Source organism: Saccharomonospora saliphila YIM 90502 (assembly GCF_000383795.1).
Classification (GTDB): Bacteria; Actinomycetota; Actinomycetes; order Mycobacteriales; family Pseudonocardiaceae; genus Saccharomonospora; species Saccharomonospora saliphila.
The window spans coordinates 19372-35799 of the sequence record NZ_KB912667.1; the positions used below are offsets into that span (position 1 = coordinate 19372).

At 71.3% G+C, this 16428-nt stretch carries 13 protein-coding genes and 1 pseudogene; 10 read left to right on the top strand and 4 right to left on the bottom strand.

Going from position 1 to position 16428, the window contains the following annotated elements; genetic code table 11:
• Positions 1 to 524: 524 nt before the first annotated feature.
• Positions 525 to 950: pseudogene (rsmD, locus tag SACSA_RS26775) on the bottom strand (16S rRNA (guanine(966)-N(2))-methyltransferase RsmD); the annotation flags it as partial.
• A gap of 128 nt (positions 951 to 1078) precedes the next feature.
• Here rsmD and SACSA_RS0110835 point away from each other — a divergent pair.
• Positions 1079 to 3205 carry a HelD family protein gene (locus SACSA_RS0110835; RefSeq protein ID WP_019815815.1) on the top strand — a complete coding sequence of 709 codons (2127 nt, stop codon included), beginning with the start codon at positions 1079 to 1081 and terminating at the stop codon, positions 3203 to 3205.
• Between the two features lie 296 nt (positions 3206 to 3501).
• Complete coding sequence (locus SACSA_RS0110840; protein ID WP_028661769.1) at positions 3502 to 4209, top strand: SagB family peptide dehydrogenase; 708 nt, start codon at positions 3502 to 3504, stop codon at positions 4207 to 4209.
• Between the two features lie 102 nt (positions 4210 to 4311).
• On the opposite strand, the gene SACSA_RS0110845 is transcribed toward SACSA_RS0110840, so the two are convergent.
• The 3 genes from SACSA_RS0110845 to SACSA_RS0110855 all read right to left on the bottom strand — a co-directional run bounded on the left by SACSA_RS0110845 (position 4312) and on the right by SACSA_RS0110855 (position 7757).
• Entirely contained in the window at positions 4312 to 5298 is a 987-nt protein-coding gene (locus SACSA_RS0110845) for a hypothetical protein (protein ID WP_232212923.1), read from the bottom strand.
• A gap of 64 nt (positions 5299 to 5362) precedes the next feature.
• A complete protein-coding gene (locus SACSA_RS0110850; RefSeq protein ID WP_028661770.1) occupies positions 5363 to 6979 on the bottom strand; it encodes a DUF6801 domain-containing protein in 1617 nt (538 codons plus the stop codon).
• Positions 6980 to 7136: 157 nt separating this feature from the next.
• Positions 7137 to 7757 carry a hypothetical protein gene (locus tag SACSA_RS0110855; RefSeq protein WP_019815821.1) on the bottom strand — a complete coding sequence of 207 codons (621 nt, stop codon included), beginning with the start codon at positions 7755 to 7757 and terminating at the stop codon, positions 7137 to 7139.
• A gap of 475 nt (positions 7758 to 8232) precedes the next feature.
• On the opposite strand from SACSA_RS0110855, the gene SACSA_RS0110860 reads away from it, so the two are divergent.
• From SACSA_RS0110860 to SACSA_RS26040, 8 genes are all read left to right on the top strand, one after another.
• Complete coding sequence (locus tag SACSA_RS0110860) at positions 8233 to 9036, top strand: MlaE family ABC transporter permease (protein ID WP_019815824.1); 804 nt, start codon at positions 8233 to 8235, stop codon at positions 9034 to 9036.
• A gap of 5 nt (positions 9037 to 9041) precedes the next feature.
• On the top strand, positions 9042 to 9887 hold the full coding sequence (locus SACSA_RS0110865; RefSeq protein WP_028661771.1) for an MlaE family ABC transporter permease: 846 nt from the start codon (positions 9042 to 9044) through the stop codon (positions 9885 to 9887).
• Positions 9884 to 11182 carry an MCE family protein gene (locus SACSA_RS0110870; RefSeq protein WP_028661772.1) on the top strand — a complete coding sequence of 433 codons (1299 nt, stop codon included), beginning with the start codon at positions 9884 to 9886 and terminating at the stop codon, positions 11180 to 11182. Before SACSA_RS0110865 ends, SACSA_RS0110870 begins: the two co-directional genes overlap by 4 nt.
• 49 nt (positions 11183 to 11231) lie before the next feature.
• On the top strand, positions 11232 to 12242 hold the full coding sequence (locus SACSA_RS0110875; RefSeq protein WP_028661773.1) for an MCE family protein: 1011 nt from the start codon (positions 11232 to 11234) through the stop codon (positions 12240 to 12242).
• On the top strand, positions 12239 to 13228 hold the full coding sequence (locus SACSA_RS0110880) for an MCE family protein (protein WP_019815832.1): 990 nt from the start codon (positions 12239 to 12241) through the stop codon (positions 13226 to 13228). Before SACSA_RS0110875 ends, SACSA_RS0110880 begins: the two co-directional genes overlap by 4 nt.
• Positions 13225 to 14244 carry an MCE family protein gene (locus SACSA_RS0110885; protein ID WP_028661774.1) on the top strand — a complete coding sequence of 340 codons (1020 nt, stop codon included), beginning with the start codon at positions 13225 to 13227 and terminating at the stop codon, positions 14242 to 14244. Before SACSA_RS0110880 ends, SACSA_RS0110885 begins: the two co-directional genes overlap by 4 nt.
• A complete protein-coding gene (locus tag SACSA_RS0110890) occupies positions 14244 to 15320 on the top strand; it encodes an MCE family protein (RefSeq protein WP_019815836.1) in 1077 nt (358 codons plus the stop codon). The genes SACSA_RS0110885 and SACSA_RS0110890 overlap by 1 nt, the downstream gene beginning before the upstream one ends.
• Positions 15320 to 16428: MCE family protein (locus SACSA_RS26040; RefSeq protein WP_048876668.1), on the top strand; the 1109-nt coding region annotated here is incomplete at its 3' end. The genes SACSA_RS0110890 and SACSA_RS26040, both read left to right, overlap by 1 nt.

Genomic DNA, 16428 nt, shown 5'->3' on the forward strand with positions numbered 1-16428 from the left:
CCCAGGCGTCCTCTCCGTCGCTGGTCATCGCCGTGGTGGCCGCGATCGGGTCCGTCGTCGCCGTCGGCGCCTGGGCAGCGTGGTCCCGTGCCGCCGCGTCGGAACCCGACACGGTCGGCTGAGTAACGGTCGCGCCGTCGTCACCAGTTGTTGTCACGCATGGGGATCCCTCCTTTCGGCTGTCCGGGGGTACCGGGTCGCGCCACGTCCCTGGCATGCCGCGTGGGTCAGGCCCCGTGGTCGCCGTGCATGGTCGCTCCCTTCGGTCGTGACCACGCCCGTGGCTGAAGGCGGGCCAGGCGCGACGGTACTGCATTAGGCCTTTCGTGTGCTGTGGCCGCTCGAAACATCGCTAAACCGCCGTTCCCGCCTACGGTGACTCGAAAGGTGCGGGCGAGACGGAGGGGCGGCGCTGTGACGGTGGTGACAGGCCCCGTACTGGTTCCGCGGGTGGTCGCTGTGGTCCACACCGGCAACGCTCCGGCGCTACGTCGTGGCGGTCGTCGCACTGGCGGTCGTCGCGAGCTGAGCCAGCCGCCGTCGGCCAACGCGGCCAACGCCGTCGCCAGCCGCGCCGGGTCCACCGCGTACGGGGGGTCGGCCAGCACCAGGTCGAACCGCTCCCCCGTGGGCCGGGCGAGCACACCCTCCACGGTGCCCTGCCGCACCCGGCCGCCCAGCCCCACGTCGGTGATGTTGCCCCGCAGCACCTCCGCCGCCGCAGGGTCGGACTCGACGAACAGCGCGTCGGCGGCTCCCCGCGACAGCGCCTCGAGGCCGAGCGCGCCCGACCCGGCGTAGAGGTCGAGCACCCGGGCTCCGTCGAGTTCGCCCGCCGACTCCAGCGCGTTGAACAGCGACTCCCGGACCCGGTCCGACGTGGGCCGGGTCCCCTTCGCCGGCACCCGCAACGTCCGCCCGCCCGCGTGTCCGGCCACGATCCTGGTCACCGCACCATCGTCCCAGCAGGCCCCACCCCGCGGCGGCAGGACGTGGTACTCCCGCGCACGCCCGTCGCGTAAAGTCGTTCTTCCCCCTTCTGTTTTCTTTGAGGCGATTGAGCTTTCAGGAGCGCCGAGTGTCGGAACCCCGGACCAAGCGGGCCGAGATCGCCGTCGAGCAGGCACACGTGGACAGGGTCTACGCCCGGCTGGCGGAGCTGCGCGACCAGGCGGAGTCGATGCGAGCCAAGGGCTACGAACTCGGCCAGGGCGCGCAACACGAAGCGGTGTTCGAGCAGGCGTCGATGCTGTTCGAACGCGACATGATGGTCTTCCACGCCAACCAGACCTTGCAGACGCTCGACGCCGAGTACGAGGGCCTGGTGTTCGGCAGGCTCGATCACACCGCGTCCGAACCCGTCCACGTCGGCAGGCTCGGCATCCGGGACGCCGACTTCGACAACCTCGTCACCGACTGGCGCGCCCCCGCGGCGGCGGCGTTCTACCAGGCCACGGCCGAGGACCCCATGGACGTCGTCCGGCGCAGGGTGATCCGCTGCTCCGGCCGGTCGGTGCTCGACATCGACGACGACGTGCTGATGCCCGAAGCCGTGCCCGACGACATGCCCGTGGTCGGTGAAGGCGCGCTCATGGCCGCGCTGGGCCGCGCCCGGGGCGAGACGATGCGCGACATCGTCGCCACGATCCAGAAGGAACAGGACGAGGTGATTCGCGCTCCGTGGCGCGGCGTGACTGAGATCACCGGAGGCCCGGGCACCGGGAAGACGGCGGTGGCCCTGCACCGGGCGGCGTATCTGCTCTACCGCTACCGGCGGCAGCTCGGTGGTGCCGGAGTGCTGGTGCTCGGCCCGTCCGGGGCGTTCACCACCTACATCTCGCGGGTGCTGCCGTCGATGGGAGAGACGGCCGTTGAGCTGCGCGCGCTGGGGCAGGTGCTCGACGGGATCGAGGCCACCACGTACGACTCCGCGCCACTCGCGGCGATCAAGGGATCGCTGCGGATGCGCAAGGTGCTTTCTCGCGCGCTGCGCCAGACCCCGCCGGAGGCACCCACCGAGCTGCGTATCGTCTACCAGGGCGAGGTCCTCGTGCTTCCGGCGAAGGAGCTCGACCGGCTCCGGCGCAAGCTGCACAACAGCGCCCAGCCGCCGAACCGCTCGCGGGTGCGGGTCGCCGAGGCACTGCTGGAGGCGCTGGCCGACAAGGCCGAGGAGTACGCCCGGGCGGACGGCGGCACGGTGGACCGGGCGGAGCTGATCACCCGCCTCGGGGAGCGGATCGACTTCCACCGCTTCCTGGTGGTGTGGTGGCCGGTGCTCTACCCGGCGCAGGTGCTGCGCTGGCTCGGGGACCGGAGCAGGCTCGCCCGCGCCGCGCGGGGCGTACTCACGGCCGACGAGGTCACGCGGCTCGCGGCCTCGCTGGCCGACACCGGACGGGAGTGGACGGTCGCCGACATCGCGCTGCTGGACGAGCTGCGTGTCCTGCTCGGGCCGCCGCCCAAGCGGCGCAGGCGCGCCGAGGAGATCGAACTCGACGCCGAGCCGAGGCGGGACTCGACGACCACGCCCGCGCGGCAGCGGCCCGAGCACTACGACGAGTACTCGCACATCGTGGTGGACGAGGCTCAGGACCTGTCGCCGATGCAGTGGCGCATGGTGGGCAGGCGCGGCCGGTACGCGAGCTGGACCGTGGTGGGCGACCCGGTGCAGAGCTCGTGGCCCGACGTGGAGGAGGCGCGGCAGGCGCGGGACCAGGCGTTCGGCCCGCGCACCCCGCGCAGGCGCTACACCCTGCGCACCAACTACCGGAACTCGGCGGAGATCTTCGAGCTGGCGGCCCGCGTCGTGGCCGGGCACGCGGAGCCGGGCGACCTGCCGCACGCGGTGCGGACCACGGGTGTCGAGCCCGAGGTCCGCCGGGTCGAGACGGGCACCCGCCCGGGAGCGGTACGGGCCGCGGCCAAGGAACTGCTCGACGCGGTGGAGGGAACCGTGGGCCTCGTCTGCGCGATGGACCGCGTGGACGAGGTGCGCGGGTGGGTGGCCGAGCAGGAGGACGAGCGGCTGAAAGTGGTGGGCAGCCTCGACGCCAAGGGGTTGGAGTACGACGCGGTGGCGCTGGTGGAGCCCTCCGAGCTGATCGCCGAGTCGGTGACGGGCAGGCGGGTCCTCTACGTCGCCCTGACGCGGGCCACCCAGCACCTCGTCGTGCTGTCCTCGACCGACACCTGGCTCCCCTGACCCGCGAGTTGCCCCCCACTGCCCGCGAGTTGCCCCCAGCCGACCCCGAGTTGCCCCGAGCGGCCCACGAGTTGCCCCGTGGTTCGCGGCCCGCCGTGACGCGGTGGCCGGGGTTCCGCCGAGCGTGCCCGCGAGGCCCGGCGTTCTCGGAGCCCTGTCGGAGCCGGGCCTCCTTCGCACCTCGCCCGCGAATCGCCACGCGATGTGCGTTCTCCGACGGAAGCGTGACACAGAACCACTCGAAAGTATTACGATGCGGCCGTGTCCGGTGACGTGGAGAAGCGACAGGAGCCGTGGTGAGCGGCCGCGAGATCACCGAACGCGCTCTGGCGGTGCACCGGCTGCTCAACGCTCAGCGTCCCGGGCCGACCAGGTCGCTGCCGCACTACCGGCGTATCCCGTTGCCGGACGTCGAACCACCCCGGGACGGGCTGGTGGCCACGCTGGCGCGGCGACGGTCGCAGTACGCCTACGCCGACCGCCCGATCGAGCTGGCCACGCTGAGCGCGCTACTGCGGTTCTCGATGGGTGTGCAACGCTTCGTTCCCGCCTACGGCGTCGACGAGTACCCGCTGAGCATGGCGCCGAGCGCGGGCGGTCTGGACATCCTGCGGGCCTACGCGGTCATCCAGCGTGCCGAGCGATTCGATCCCGGCGTCTACCGCTACGAAGCGGTCCCGCACGAGCTGGTCGAGCTCAGCGACACCGACCCCGCCGAGACGCTGGAGCAGGTGTATCTCCAAGACGAGTTCGGACAGGCACCGGTGACCATCGCGCTCACGGCGCGGCTCGACGTGGCCTTCGACAAGTACCCGCTGCGGCACTACCGCACGCTGCACGTCGACACCGGCATCGCGGTGCAGAACCTCTGTCTCGTGGGAACCGCGCTCGGACTGGCCTCGTGCGCCGTGGCGGGTTTCGACGACGCCGCCGTGGCACACCTGCTCGGCCTGTCCGAGAACGAGATCCCCACCATGCTCCTGGCCACGGGACACCCGGCCTGACCGCGTTCGCCTCCGGATTGGCACGTCGTCAAGGCCTCCTTCACTGCGTTGAGCGCAGTGAAGGAGGCCTTGACGACATGTCAAAAGAGTCGTGGGCGGAGGTCAGTTCGACGCGGCGTGCCAGTGGTCGGCGAGCCTGCGGCCCTGGTCGGGGGTGAAGTTCTCCGGGGTGTAGAAGCCGCCCGTGGTCGTGGTGGCGCTGTGCAGCACGAGGCTGTTGGCGCCCTCCGGCGAGGGCAGGCCGAGCTGGGCGTCGACGGCCCAGTCCAGGGTCCCGAACAGGCCGCAGCCGTCCGCGCCCGGCACCGAGAACGAGTCGTCGACCTGGTCTGCGCCGGTGAGTGCGATGTTGCTCATCACCCCGGTCGGGTCCGTGGTGCCGTCCGGTGCGTAGCGGGTCAGGCCCAGCGTCGGCTGCGCGGCGTTCGCCGGGTGCAACACGATCGGGTTCTCATCGGTGCCCAGGTAGCAGTTCCCGCCGAGCAGCGGGTTGTCCAGCTTGATCTTCACCGGCAGCGTCACGATGGGCGCCCCGGTGGTGAGCCCGGCATCGAGGCTGAAGTCGCTGGGCTCGCCCGCAGGCTCCACGGTGGCGACCACGGTGTTCAGCGAGCTGTCGGCCGCCTTCTCGCACAGGGCGGTCAACACCGGGATGTCACTGGGGCACATGAGGTTGAGCAGCCCACCCGGCACGGTCACCGGGTCGGCCACGATGCCGGTGCCCTCGGGGGACACGGCGGTGTAGTTCACGCCGTCCCCGAGAAGTCCGAACTGGAGGTTCGTGCCCGCGGTCGGCACCGTCTTCTCCCCGATCGTCATCGTTCCGGACTCCGACGACGAGGCCAGGCACAGCGCCGCGAGCTCGTCCCCGTCGGCGGCCAGCATCGCCGGATCGTCCACCGGACACCGGTCGAACGGAGCCCAGTTCCCGGCGAGCTCCGTCACGGCCGGCGTGCCGGGCTCCGCCGACACGGGAGCCACGCCGGCCACCACGGTGGCCGTCGCCGCCGCCGCGCCCACGGCCACGCGCAGCCACCGGCGCGAGATTCCGGGTCTGTATCCGTTTCCCTTGTCGGGCGCCATGGTCATCGTCACCACTCCTTTCCTGCACCAGGTTGTCGCCGCACGGCCCTCGCCGCGTCGTTCGCCCCCGTCATCGTTGGAGTTCGGGAACCTCGGGCGGGCAGTCGAGATTCCGTCTGATGTCACAGATCCGGCCCTGGGTCATCTTCACGTAGTACCGCTCGCCCGAGACCAGATTGGTCATGAGCGGGTCGAGGTCCTCTTCGGTGCCGCAGCCGGAAAACGGTGGAATGTCGAGGAATCCGTCGAGGAACCCGCCCTGGTCGGGTGTGTAGTCACCGGGATAGTCGGCCGTCAGCGACACATCGAGCGGTGTGCGAGTGCGACAGTCGTCGCCGACGTCCAGCGGGGTGCCGTTCACCGTGACGTCGTCGAGCCGCAGCGACAGTGACGCCCGCGCGACGACGGACCCGTCGTAGGGCGCGATGACCTGCGATCGGACGGCGATCTCCAGGTCGCCGACCTGAGTCAGCTCCACCGTGACCGAGGTCGGCATGAAGCCGAACGCGTGGAAGGTGTTGCGCGTGGGCGGCAGCCGTCGCTCACCGTCGTGGTCCAGGCGTGCGGTGACGGTCTGGCAGAACCAATACCACTCCGACCCGTCGCCGCACGGCGTGATGTTGGGAACGGCCAGGTTCACGATCCCCGGCTCGACCTTCGCCGCGGCGTCCAGTGCCTCGACGTTGGTGTATCCGCCGAGCCGCGCGCACCAACCCATCTGCGCGTCGCCGAAGTCGTCGCACTCGCCGGGCGCGTCGGCCCCGGTGGCGGGCCCTTCGGTGTCGAGCGGCAGCCGCGCGCCGTCCTCGGAGGGAGGGCCGTCCTCCCTCCCGGCCCCCTCACGGCCCGGAGCCGTCGCACCCGCGCCGACGGTGAGCGCGCCGATCGTGGTGTCGGCCTCCGGTGCGGGGACACACTCGAGCACCAGCACGGGCGTGTCCTCCTCCGCTCCCCGCGTCGCACCGCCACCACCGCCGGTACCCGGTGGCCGGCTGCCGGCCGTCGTGCCGGGAGGAGGCTCCACGTCCCCGTCGGACCCGCCATCGGCCCCGTCGGACCCGCCGTCGGCCCCGTCATCCGAGCCGCCGTCGGGGTGCTCACCGCCACCGGTCCCGGGGGCCTCGTCGTGGGCGCCCTCCTCGTCCCACGCGAGAAGCAGGGCGAGCTCGCCCCCTCGGAACACGAGCTCGCCCGGCACGGCCGGTGTCAGTGGCGCGCCCGTGCCCGCCGCCGTCAGTTCGAGGGGGCCGTCCTCGGGAAGCGACGTCGACGGCACGACGAAACGCCGCCACGCCACACGGTCGCGCTCCCCGGCATCGTCCTGACCGCCGAGCTCCGTGCGGATGGTGAAGTCGGCCGTTCCCTTCACCGCGGACGCGCCGCGGGCGGCGAGGTCGGCGACCCCGGAACGGTCGAGCGTGACCGTCAGCGTGGGATCGGTCTGCCGCACGGGTTCGCCCGCCCGCACCGGTCCGGGCACCGACCACGTGACCCGCACCTCGGCCGTGTGGGTGGCCGAGGTGGTGTCACAGCGGTACGCCAACGCGGGACTCCGCACCACGACGGACTCCTCGTCCGGCTGCCCTCCCGAGGTCGCGGGCGCGAGCAGCGCACCCGCCAGCACGACGGCCCCCGTCGCGGCGGCCCGCTGAAGCGGGCGTAGGCCCTCGGAAGCGGTGGTGGTCATGGCCTTCATCCCGTCTCGTCGTCGCGTCATCCGGTCACGCGGTGCCGCACGGCGTGCGGCACCGGGCCGGACGTGTGGGACGGGCTCGTCCGGCCGAGCGCGTGTCGTGCGGCCGGACGAGCCCGGATTCAGTCACCCGCGTGGCGGGCCGGAACCGTCACTGGACGCTGACGTCCTGGCCCGGCGTCACCTCGTAGGCTCCCTCGAACGTGACCACGTCGCCCTCGTTGATCAGCCCGAAGCAGTTCGCGCCCGGGTCGACGAAGGTGACCACGAGCTCGTGCGCCGAGCCGTCGATCGGCTGCGGAGCGAGCGTGTTCGAGGCGTTGTCGAAGGTTCCCGGTGCCGCGCCCTCGACGGTGGCGTCACACCCGCTGCCGGCCAGGTTCGCGACGACACCACCGATGTAGCCGGTGGTGACACCGTCCGAGTAGGACTCGCCGTTGATACTCCACGGCAGGTTCTGCGGCGTGACCTCGAACGTCAGCCCCAACGGGCCCGAGCAGTTCTCGAACCCGATGCCGGCGATGCCGCCGATCTGCGCGGGCGTCCCGCTCGCGCTGCTCTGCAATGTGCCGCTCGCGTCGGAGCCGGAGCAGTTGAGGGTCACCCCGTTGGCGGTGTTGGTCAGAACCGTCGTGCCCGAAACGGCCGTGTAGTCCCCACCGGGATCGATGACCCACTCCTGCTGCTGGGCAGAAGCGGACATCGCACTGAGACCGAGGGCGAGCGCCGCCGCGGCGCCCGTAGCGACGATGCTCGTGATGCGCCTACGCATAGCGTTTCCTCCGAACTGGCTGTGGACAGTGAGAGCAAGCGACGCGGACATCGAACTGCGGATATCCGCGAGAAATCGGCCGACATGCTTGCCGGTAGATAGCGACCCGCGATACCTACCGACGAGTACGGTAGCGGCTGCCTCTCCCGGTCACAAGAACGAACAACGCACACCCGCCCTCGTCGTCGCCCGTTCGGCCGATGAACTGTCCGAAAAGCAGCGAAGCACGTCCGGACTTTGCCTCCGTGGCACGAAACCGCGCAGCGCAGGGGCCAGAAAGACGGAACACTCGGCCACGCAACAACCGATCGGCGAAACTTGTCATCAATCCACGAAGAATCGGTCGTAACCGCGAGCATCCCGCGCCGTTGATGTCAGCACACACATCGAACAGAAACGTACCGACAATCGAAACGAGGATTTCACGCCGAAGGCGGGAGAGCGGCGCCACCGGTGCGCCGGAACAGGAGACGCAGTGGCACTCGACGTGCATCGCCGCCGCGGCGGCGCGTTTCCGGGCGCCGCCGCGCTCCGGGAGACGGGCAGGCTCTACGCCCTCGGACTCGACGTCCTGCGCTGCCTGCCGCGCAGACCGTTCCAGTTCCGGGAGTTCGTGCAGCAGTTCTGGTTCATCGCGAGCGTGTCGATCCTGCCGACCGCTCTCGTCGCGATCCCGTTCGGCGGCGTGATCGCTCTGCACGTCGGGTCCCTGACCACCCAGATCGGCGCGCAGTCCTTCACCGGCGCCGCCAGCGTACTGGCCATCGTGCAGCAGGCCAGCCCGATCGTCACCGCCCTGCTCATCGCGGGCGCGGGCGGCTCGGCGATGTGCGCCGATCTCGGCTCGCGCACCATCCGCGAGGAGATCGACGCCATGGAGGTGCTCGGCGTCTCCCCGGTCCAGCGCCTCGTCGTGCCCCGGGTGCTGGCGGCCATGGCCGTCGCGGTGTTCCTCAACGGCATGGTCAGCGTCGTCGGCGTCTGCGGCGGCTATTTCTTCAACGTCGTGTTGCAGGACGGCACACCCGGCGCCTACCTCGCCAGCTTCTCCGCCCTCGCTCAGCTCCCCGACCTGTGGATCAGTGAGATCAAGGCGCTGCTGTTCGGGTTCGTCGCCGGGGTGGTGGCCGCCTACCGGGGGCTGAACCCGGCGCCCGGTCCCAAGGGCGTGGGCGACGCAGTGAACCAGTCCGTCGTCCTCACGTTCCTGCTGCTGTTCCTCGTCAACTTCGTGCTCACCACGCTGTACCTCCAGATCGTGCCGCCGAAGGGGATGTGAGCGCCATGGTCACCACCACCCCCGCGCGGCGCGCCGCCGAAATCGCCGACCGGAGGCTGTCCTTCCTCGACACCCTCGGGGACTCGATCCTGTTCAGCCTGCGTGCCCTGGCCTGGACTCCGCGCGCGCTGCGGCGGTACTCCCGCGAGATCGTCCGGCTGCTGGCCGAGGTCAGCTTCGGCAGCGGTGCGCTCGCGGTCATCGGCGGCACGGTCGGCGTGATGATCGGCATGACCCTGTTCACCGGAGTGGTGGTGGGGTTGCAGGGCTACACCGCGATGAACCAGGTCGGCACCGCCGCGTTCGCCGGATTCGTCTCCGCCTACTTCAACACCCGCGAGATCGCGCCCCTGGTGGCGGGCCTGGCGCTGTCGGCCACCGTCGGTTGCGGGTTCACCGCGCAACTCGGGGCGATGCGCATCTCCGAGGAGATCGACGCGCTGGAGACCATGGGCATCCCGAGCGTGCCGTATCTCGTCACGACCCGGATCATCGCGGGATTCTGCGCGATCATCCCGCTCTACGCGGTGGGACTGCTGACCTCCTACCTCGCCTCCCGGCAGATCACGGTGTGGTTCTACGGCCAGTCGGAGGGCACCTACGACCACTACTTCGAGCTGTTCCTCCCACCGGAGGACGTGCTCTGGTCGTTCGGGAAGGTCCTGCTGTTCAGCGTGGTCGTGGTGCTGACCCACTGCTACTACGGCTTCCGCGCGAGCGGAGGCCCCGCGGGGGTCGGTGTCGCCGTGGGCCGCGCGGTCCGCACCGCGATCGTGGCCGTGGCCCTGCTCGACTTCTTCGCCAGCCTCGCGATCTGGGGCGCGACCACGACGGTGCGGGTGGCCGGATGAGACAACGCTGGATACGCAAGCTCGGAGTGCGCCTCGCCGGGACGGTGTTCCTGCTCGTGCTGGCGCTGCTGGTGTCGTTGTCGGTGCGGATCTACAACAAGGACTTCACCGACTCGGTCTCGGTGACCCTGCGCACCGGCCACGTCGGCAACCAGCTCCGCGAGAACTCCGACGTCAAGGCACGCGGGGTGCTGGTCGGCGAGGTGCGCGGCATCCGCGCCACCGGCGACGGCGCCGAGATCGACCTGGCGCTCGAACCGGACAGTACACCGATGCTGCCCACCGACGTCACGGCCCTGCTCGTGCCGAAGACCCTGTTCGGCGAGCGCTACGTACAGCTGTCGATCCCTTCCGAGAGCACGGCAGCGCCGCTGACCGACGGCGACGTCATCACGCAGGACCGCTCGGCGAACGCCGTCGAACTGGAACGCGTCTTCGACGAACTGCTGCCCGTGCTGCGGGCGGTACAGCCGCAGAAGCTGGCGAGCACGCTCGGTGCGGTGGCCACCGCGCTCGACGGGCGCGGCGAGCGGATCGGTGACACGCTCGGCGCGGCGGCCGACTACCTGCACGAGTTCAACCCGAACCTGCCGAAGCTGCACCAGAACCTGCGGGATCTGACCGAGGTTTCCCACGTCTACGGTGACATCGCGCCCGACCTCCTCGACGCGCTCACCGACACCGCCACGACGCTGACCACCGTCGACGAGCGCGGAGACGATCTGCGGGGCCTCTACGAGCGCGTGGACACCACCAGTGCCGAGGTCACCGGATTCCTGCGCCGCAACGCCGACAACCTGATCCGGCTGTCGGCCACGAGCAGGCGAGGACTGGAGCTGGCCTCGAAGTACTCCCCCGCGTTCGCCTGCACGTTGACAGCGATGGAGCAGCTCAAACCGGCGATGGACGCGGTGCTCGGCGCGGGCACCGGCGAACCCGGACTCCACCTGGAGGGCACCATCACCACCGAACCGCGAGGTGCCTACGAGCCGGGCCGCGACACCCCGTCGTACACGGCCACGGGCGGGCCTCGCTGCTATCCCAGCGGGCTGGACCCGTCGTCCTCGAACGGCGTCCTCCCGCCCGAACACAGCGGCGCCCACCCTCTGCTCCCCGCCGAGACCGGCGGCCCGGACGCCACGGGTGAGTCCGAACTGCCCCACTCGCCGCAGGAACGCCACCTGCTGTCCACTCTGCTCGCCCCGGAGCTCGACGTGGAGGCCGGCGCCGTGCCGCAGTGGAGCAGCGCGCTGGTCGGCCCGCTCTACCGAGGCAGGGAGGTGACAGTGGAGTGAACCGCCACGGAACCGGTCGCGGCCCGCGCACAGGAGAGGGGTGCCGAAGGTGAGAGGAATCGCCGCCCCGCTGACCAAAGGACTGCTGTTCGTGTTTGTCACCACGCTGGCGACCACGCTGCTGGCCGTCTCCATCAGCAACACCGGCGTCGGCGACCGCGTCGCCTACAGCGCCCGGTTCGTCGACGCCACGGCCGTGCGGCCGGGCGACGACGTGCGCATCGCCGGGGTGCGCGTGGGCCAGGTCGAAGAGCTGGAGATCGTGGACCGGCACCTGGCCCGGGTGCACTTCTCGGTGCGCAGGCAGCGGGACCTGCCCGCCGACGTGACCGCCACGATCCGCTACCGCGACATGCTCGGCCAGCGCTACCTCGCCCTCGAGCGCGGCGAGGACCCGAGCACGGAAAACCTCCCGCCCGGCACGGAGATCCCGTTGGAGCGCACGAGTCCTGCGCTCGATCTGACCGAGCTGTTCCAGGGGTTCCGGCCGCTGTTCGAGGCCCTCGATCCCGAGGACGTCAACCGGCTCTCCGGCGAGATCATCCAGGTGTTGCAGGGCGAGAGCGGCACCGTGGAGAGCCTGCTGGCCCACACGGGCTCACTCACCCGGACCCTGGCCGACCGCGACCGGGTGATCGGCGAGGTCATCACCAACCTCAACACGGTGCTCGACACGATCAACGGTGAGGGCGACGCACTGTCCACACTGGTGTCCACGACACGCAGGCTGGTCAGCGGGCTCGCCGAGGACCGCGCCGCCATCGGCGAGTCGGTCGAGGGCATGGCGGCGTTGACCACCGCCACCGCCGACCTGTTCACCGATGCCCGCGCCCCGCTAAAGGAGAGCATCACGGGTGTCCGGGAGCTGTCGACGACCCTGGCGGCGGGGACCGACGACCTGGAGCGCTTCCTGACCACGACCCCGGAGAAGTTCACCGGACTGGGCCGCGTCGCCTCCTACGGAAGCTGGATGAACTTCTACCTCTGCGACGCGGTCCTGCTCACCGACCCACCGACCGGCGTCCGGCAGGGCGAACTCCCCGCGAGGTGCACCCGATGAAACCCTTCTCCGAGCGCGGCCCGATCACCCTGGGCGTCGCGGGCACGGCGGTGCTCGCCGCCGTGGTGACGGCGACGTTCCACCACGACAGCCTGCCGATCGTCGGCGGCGGGACCACCTACACCGCCGAGTTCGGCGAGTCCGCCGGGATCACGCCGGACAACGAGGTGCGCGTGGCGGGCATCAGGGTCGGCGAGGTCACCGACGTCGACCTCGCCGAGGACCGGGTGCTGGTGTCGTTCCGCGTCTCGGACGCCTGGATCGGCGACCGGACATCGGCCGAGATCAAACTCAAGACGCTGCTGGGCCAGAAGTACCTCGCGCTGCGCCCGGCGGGCGACGACGTGCTGAACCCGGACACCCCGATTCCGTTGCGCCGCACCACCACGCCCTACGACGTCACCGAGGCGTTCGAGACGCTGGCCGACACCGCGGGCGAGATCGACACCGACCGGCTGGCCGAGAGCTTCCGCACGCTCTCGGCCACTCTCGACGGCTCGGCCGACCACGTGCGCGGCGCGCTCGACGGGCTCTCCGCACTGTCCCGGACGATCGCCTCCCGGGACGACGAGCTGGCCGACCTCCTCGAGGGCGCGCGGGCCGTCTCCGGCACGCTCGCGGACTCCGCCGAGGACTTCGACCGGCTCATCAACGACGGCAACCTGCTGCTGACCGAGCTGAACCACCGCCGCGAGGCCGTCCGCGAGCTGCTGACGGGAACACGGCGGCTCGCCGAGCAGATCTCCGGGGTGGTGGCGGACAACCGGGACCAGCTCACCCCCGCGCTTGAGCAGCTCGGCGTGGTCACCGACGTGCTCCAGCGGCACACCGACGACCTGGACCGCACGCTCGAACTCGCGGGACCGTACTTCCGGGTGGTGAACAACACCGTCGGGTCCGGGCGCTGGATCGACCACTACCTGTGCGGCCTGGTGGAGGACAACCGCGCTCCGTGCCGGGCGCCGTGGATCGGAGGGCAGCGGTGACGACAGCGACGACCACCCGCCTCGGGCTCCGGCTCGCACGGATCGCGAGCCTGGCGCTGGCGCTCGCCGTGGGCGTGGCAGGCGCACTGTGGTGGATCTTCTCCGGGCCTGGCGAGAAGTCGGTGACCCTGTTCTTCGAACGCACCGTGGGCGTGTACTCCGGCTCCGACGTGCGGGTGCTCGGTGTCCGCGTGGGTGAGGTCACGTCCGTGGTGCCCGAGGGCGACCGGGTGCGCGCCACCGCGACGGTCGCGGCCGACGCGCCCGTGGCGGCGGACACGCGCGCCGCGGTGGTCTCCCCCAGCGTGGTCGCCGACCGCTACGTGCAGCTCACCGATCTCGCCCGCGGGGGCGACCGGCTCGCCGACGGGGCGGTGATCCCCCGCGAGCGCACGGCCGTCCCTGTCGAGCTGGACGAGCTCTACGGCAGCATGAACGACCTCGTCACCGCCCTCGGCCCGGACGGGGCCAACGGCGACGGAGCGCTGTCCGAGTTGCTCGACTCCGGCGCCGACTCGCTCGAGGGCAACGGCGACGCGTTCGCCGACAGCGTGCGCGACTTCGCCGCGCTCGCACGCACGCTGTCCGATTCCGACGACGACCTCTTCGGCACGGTCGAAAGCCTCCGGGAGTTCACCGCCGTGCTCGCGGGCAACGACGAACGGGTCCGGGAGGCCACCGAGCAGCTCTCCGAGGTCTGGCGCTCGCTGTCGGCCGACCGGGACGAGCTCTCCGCCGCACTGGACACGCTCGGCACGGCCCTCGCCGACATCCAGGGCTTCGTGCGCGACCACCGGGCCGCGCTCGCGGAGAACGTGGACAAACTGGCGCACACCACCGGGCAACTGGTCGAGCACCGCGAGTCGGTGGCCGAGGCGCTCGACGTCGCGCCGCTGGCGGTGGAGAACGCCTACAACACCTTCGACCCGCGCAGCGGCACGATGCAGGGCCGCACGAACGTGCTGGAGTACCTCGGCGAGGACCTGCCGCTGCCGCTCATCACGGGAGGCGACTGATGCGGGGCGTGCGGGGATGGACCGTGGCGGCCACGCTGGCGTTGTGCGTGACGGCAGGCGCGTGCGCGCCACCCGGATTCGACGGCGCGCACGACCTGCCCCTGCCCGGCGGGGCCGACCTCGGTGACGATCCCTACCGGGTGACGGTGCGTTTCGAGGATGTGCTCGACCTCGTGCCGCACGCCGCGGTGAAGGTCCACGACGTGCCGGTCGGCCGGGTGGAGTCGATCGAGCTGGGCGGCGCCGACGGGTGGCAGGCCGAGGTGGTGCTCGCCGTGCACGGCGACGTCGACCTCCCCGCCGACGCGCGGGCCAACATCCGGCAGTCCAGCCTGCTCGGCGAGAAGTTCGTCGAGCTGGCCGCACCGCGCGCGGAACGCGGCGCCGAGGCCAGGGCGCCCCTGTCCGACGGCGATCTCATCCCCGTCTCCCGCACGAACCGGCACCCGGAGGTCGAGGAGGTGTTCGGCGCGCTGTCGCTGCTGCTCAACGGCGGCGGCATCGCCCAGCTCCGCACGATCAACCGCGAACTGACCGACGCGATGAGCGGCAACGAGGCCGACATCAAGCGCTTCCTCTCGGGCGTCGAGCACCTGGTGTCCGACCTGGACGCGCACCGCGACGAGATCACCGACGCCCTCGACGGGATGAACCGGCTCTCCGCCACGCTCGCCGGGCGGCGGGAGCAGATCACCACGGCGCTGAACGACCTCACCCCGGGTCTCGACGAGCTGGCCGGCCAGCGGGAGGCGCTGGTGTCGATGCTGTCCTCGCTGGACGAGCTCTCCGGCGTCGCGGTGGACGTGGTCACCCGCACCCGCGAAGACCTGGTCGCGGACCTGGAGGCGCTGGCGCCGGTGCTGCGGCGGCTCGCCGACGCCGGACAGGCCCTGCCCCGCGCCCTGGAGATTCTGCCGACGTTCCCGTTCACCGACGCCGTCCTCGACGGCATCCACGGCGACTACCTCAACACCTACATCGACGTGCTGCCGCACGCCGGCCACTCCGAGCCCATCGCGCCGCTGCCGCTGCCCACCACCGACACGCCGCGGCCCGCCGACGAAGGGACGCCGTGATGCTCACGCGCAGGGTCCGCGCCCAGGTGCTCGCGTTCGTGGTGGTCGCCGCCGCCGCGGTCTCGTTCGTCGGCGCCCAGTACGCCGGGCTCGGCAGGCTCGTCGGCGACGAGAAGGTCGTCCACCTCCGCCTTGATTCCAGCGGCGGACTGTTCACCGGTGGCGAGGTCACCTACCGGGGCGTGTCCGTGGGCCGCGTCGGCGAGCTACGGCTGACCGAACACGGGATGGAGGCCGAACTCGTCCTCGACGACGACGCCCCGCCCATCCCGGCGGACTCGCGGGCCGTGGTCGCCAACCGCTCCGCGGTCGGTGAGCAGTACGTCGACCTCCAGCCGCGCTCCGACGCGGGCCCCTACCTCGACGACGGCTCGGTCATCCCGCGCGCGGCGACGACACTGCCGATGCCGGTGCACACGCTGCTGGGCACGCTCGCGGACTTGACGGAGTCGGTGCCCACCGACTCGCTGCGCGTGGTGGTCGACGAGCTCTACACCGCCCTGCGCGGCACCGGCGACGATCTCCAGCTCCTGCTCGACTCCGCCGACGACGTCACCCGCACCGCGACCGAGCACCTGCCGCAGACCGTGGGGCTGCTCGACGACGGTGCCACGGTGCTGCGCACCCAGGCGGAGTCCGCGCGGGCGTGGCGCTCGTTCGGGCGCGACGCGAAGCTGCTCGCGCGGGAACTGGCCGAGGCCGACACGGACCTGCGTGAGCTGATCAGCACCGCACCCGCCGCGGCGACCCAGATCAGCGGGCTGCTCGACGACACCGACCCGGGACTGTCGGTATTGCTGGCCAATCTGCTCACGACCGCCCGGCTGGTCGAGGCGCGGACGGACGGGCTGGAACACCTGCTGGTGTTCACCCCGAAAGCGGTGGCCTCGACCACGGCCGCGCTCAACGCCGACGGCGACCGGCTCTCCCAGGCGCTGACCTTCTTCGACCCGGCGCCGTGCGTGCGCGGCTACTCCGGCACCGAGTACCGCCGCGGCGAGGACACCGCCGAGGCGCCGTTCAACACCGAGGCCGTGTGCGCGCTGCCGTCCGGCGATCAGCGCGTGGTGCGAGGCTCCCGCAACGCCCCCGCGGGCGGCTCGCCCGA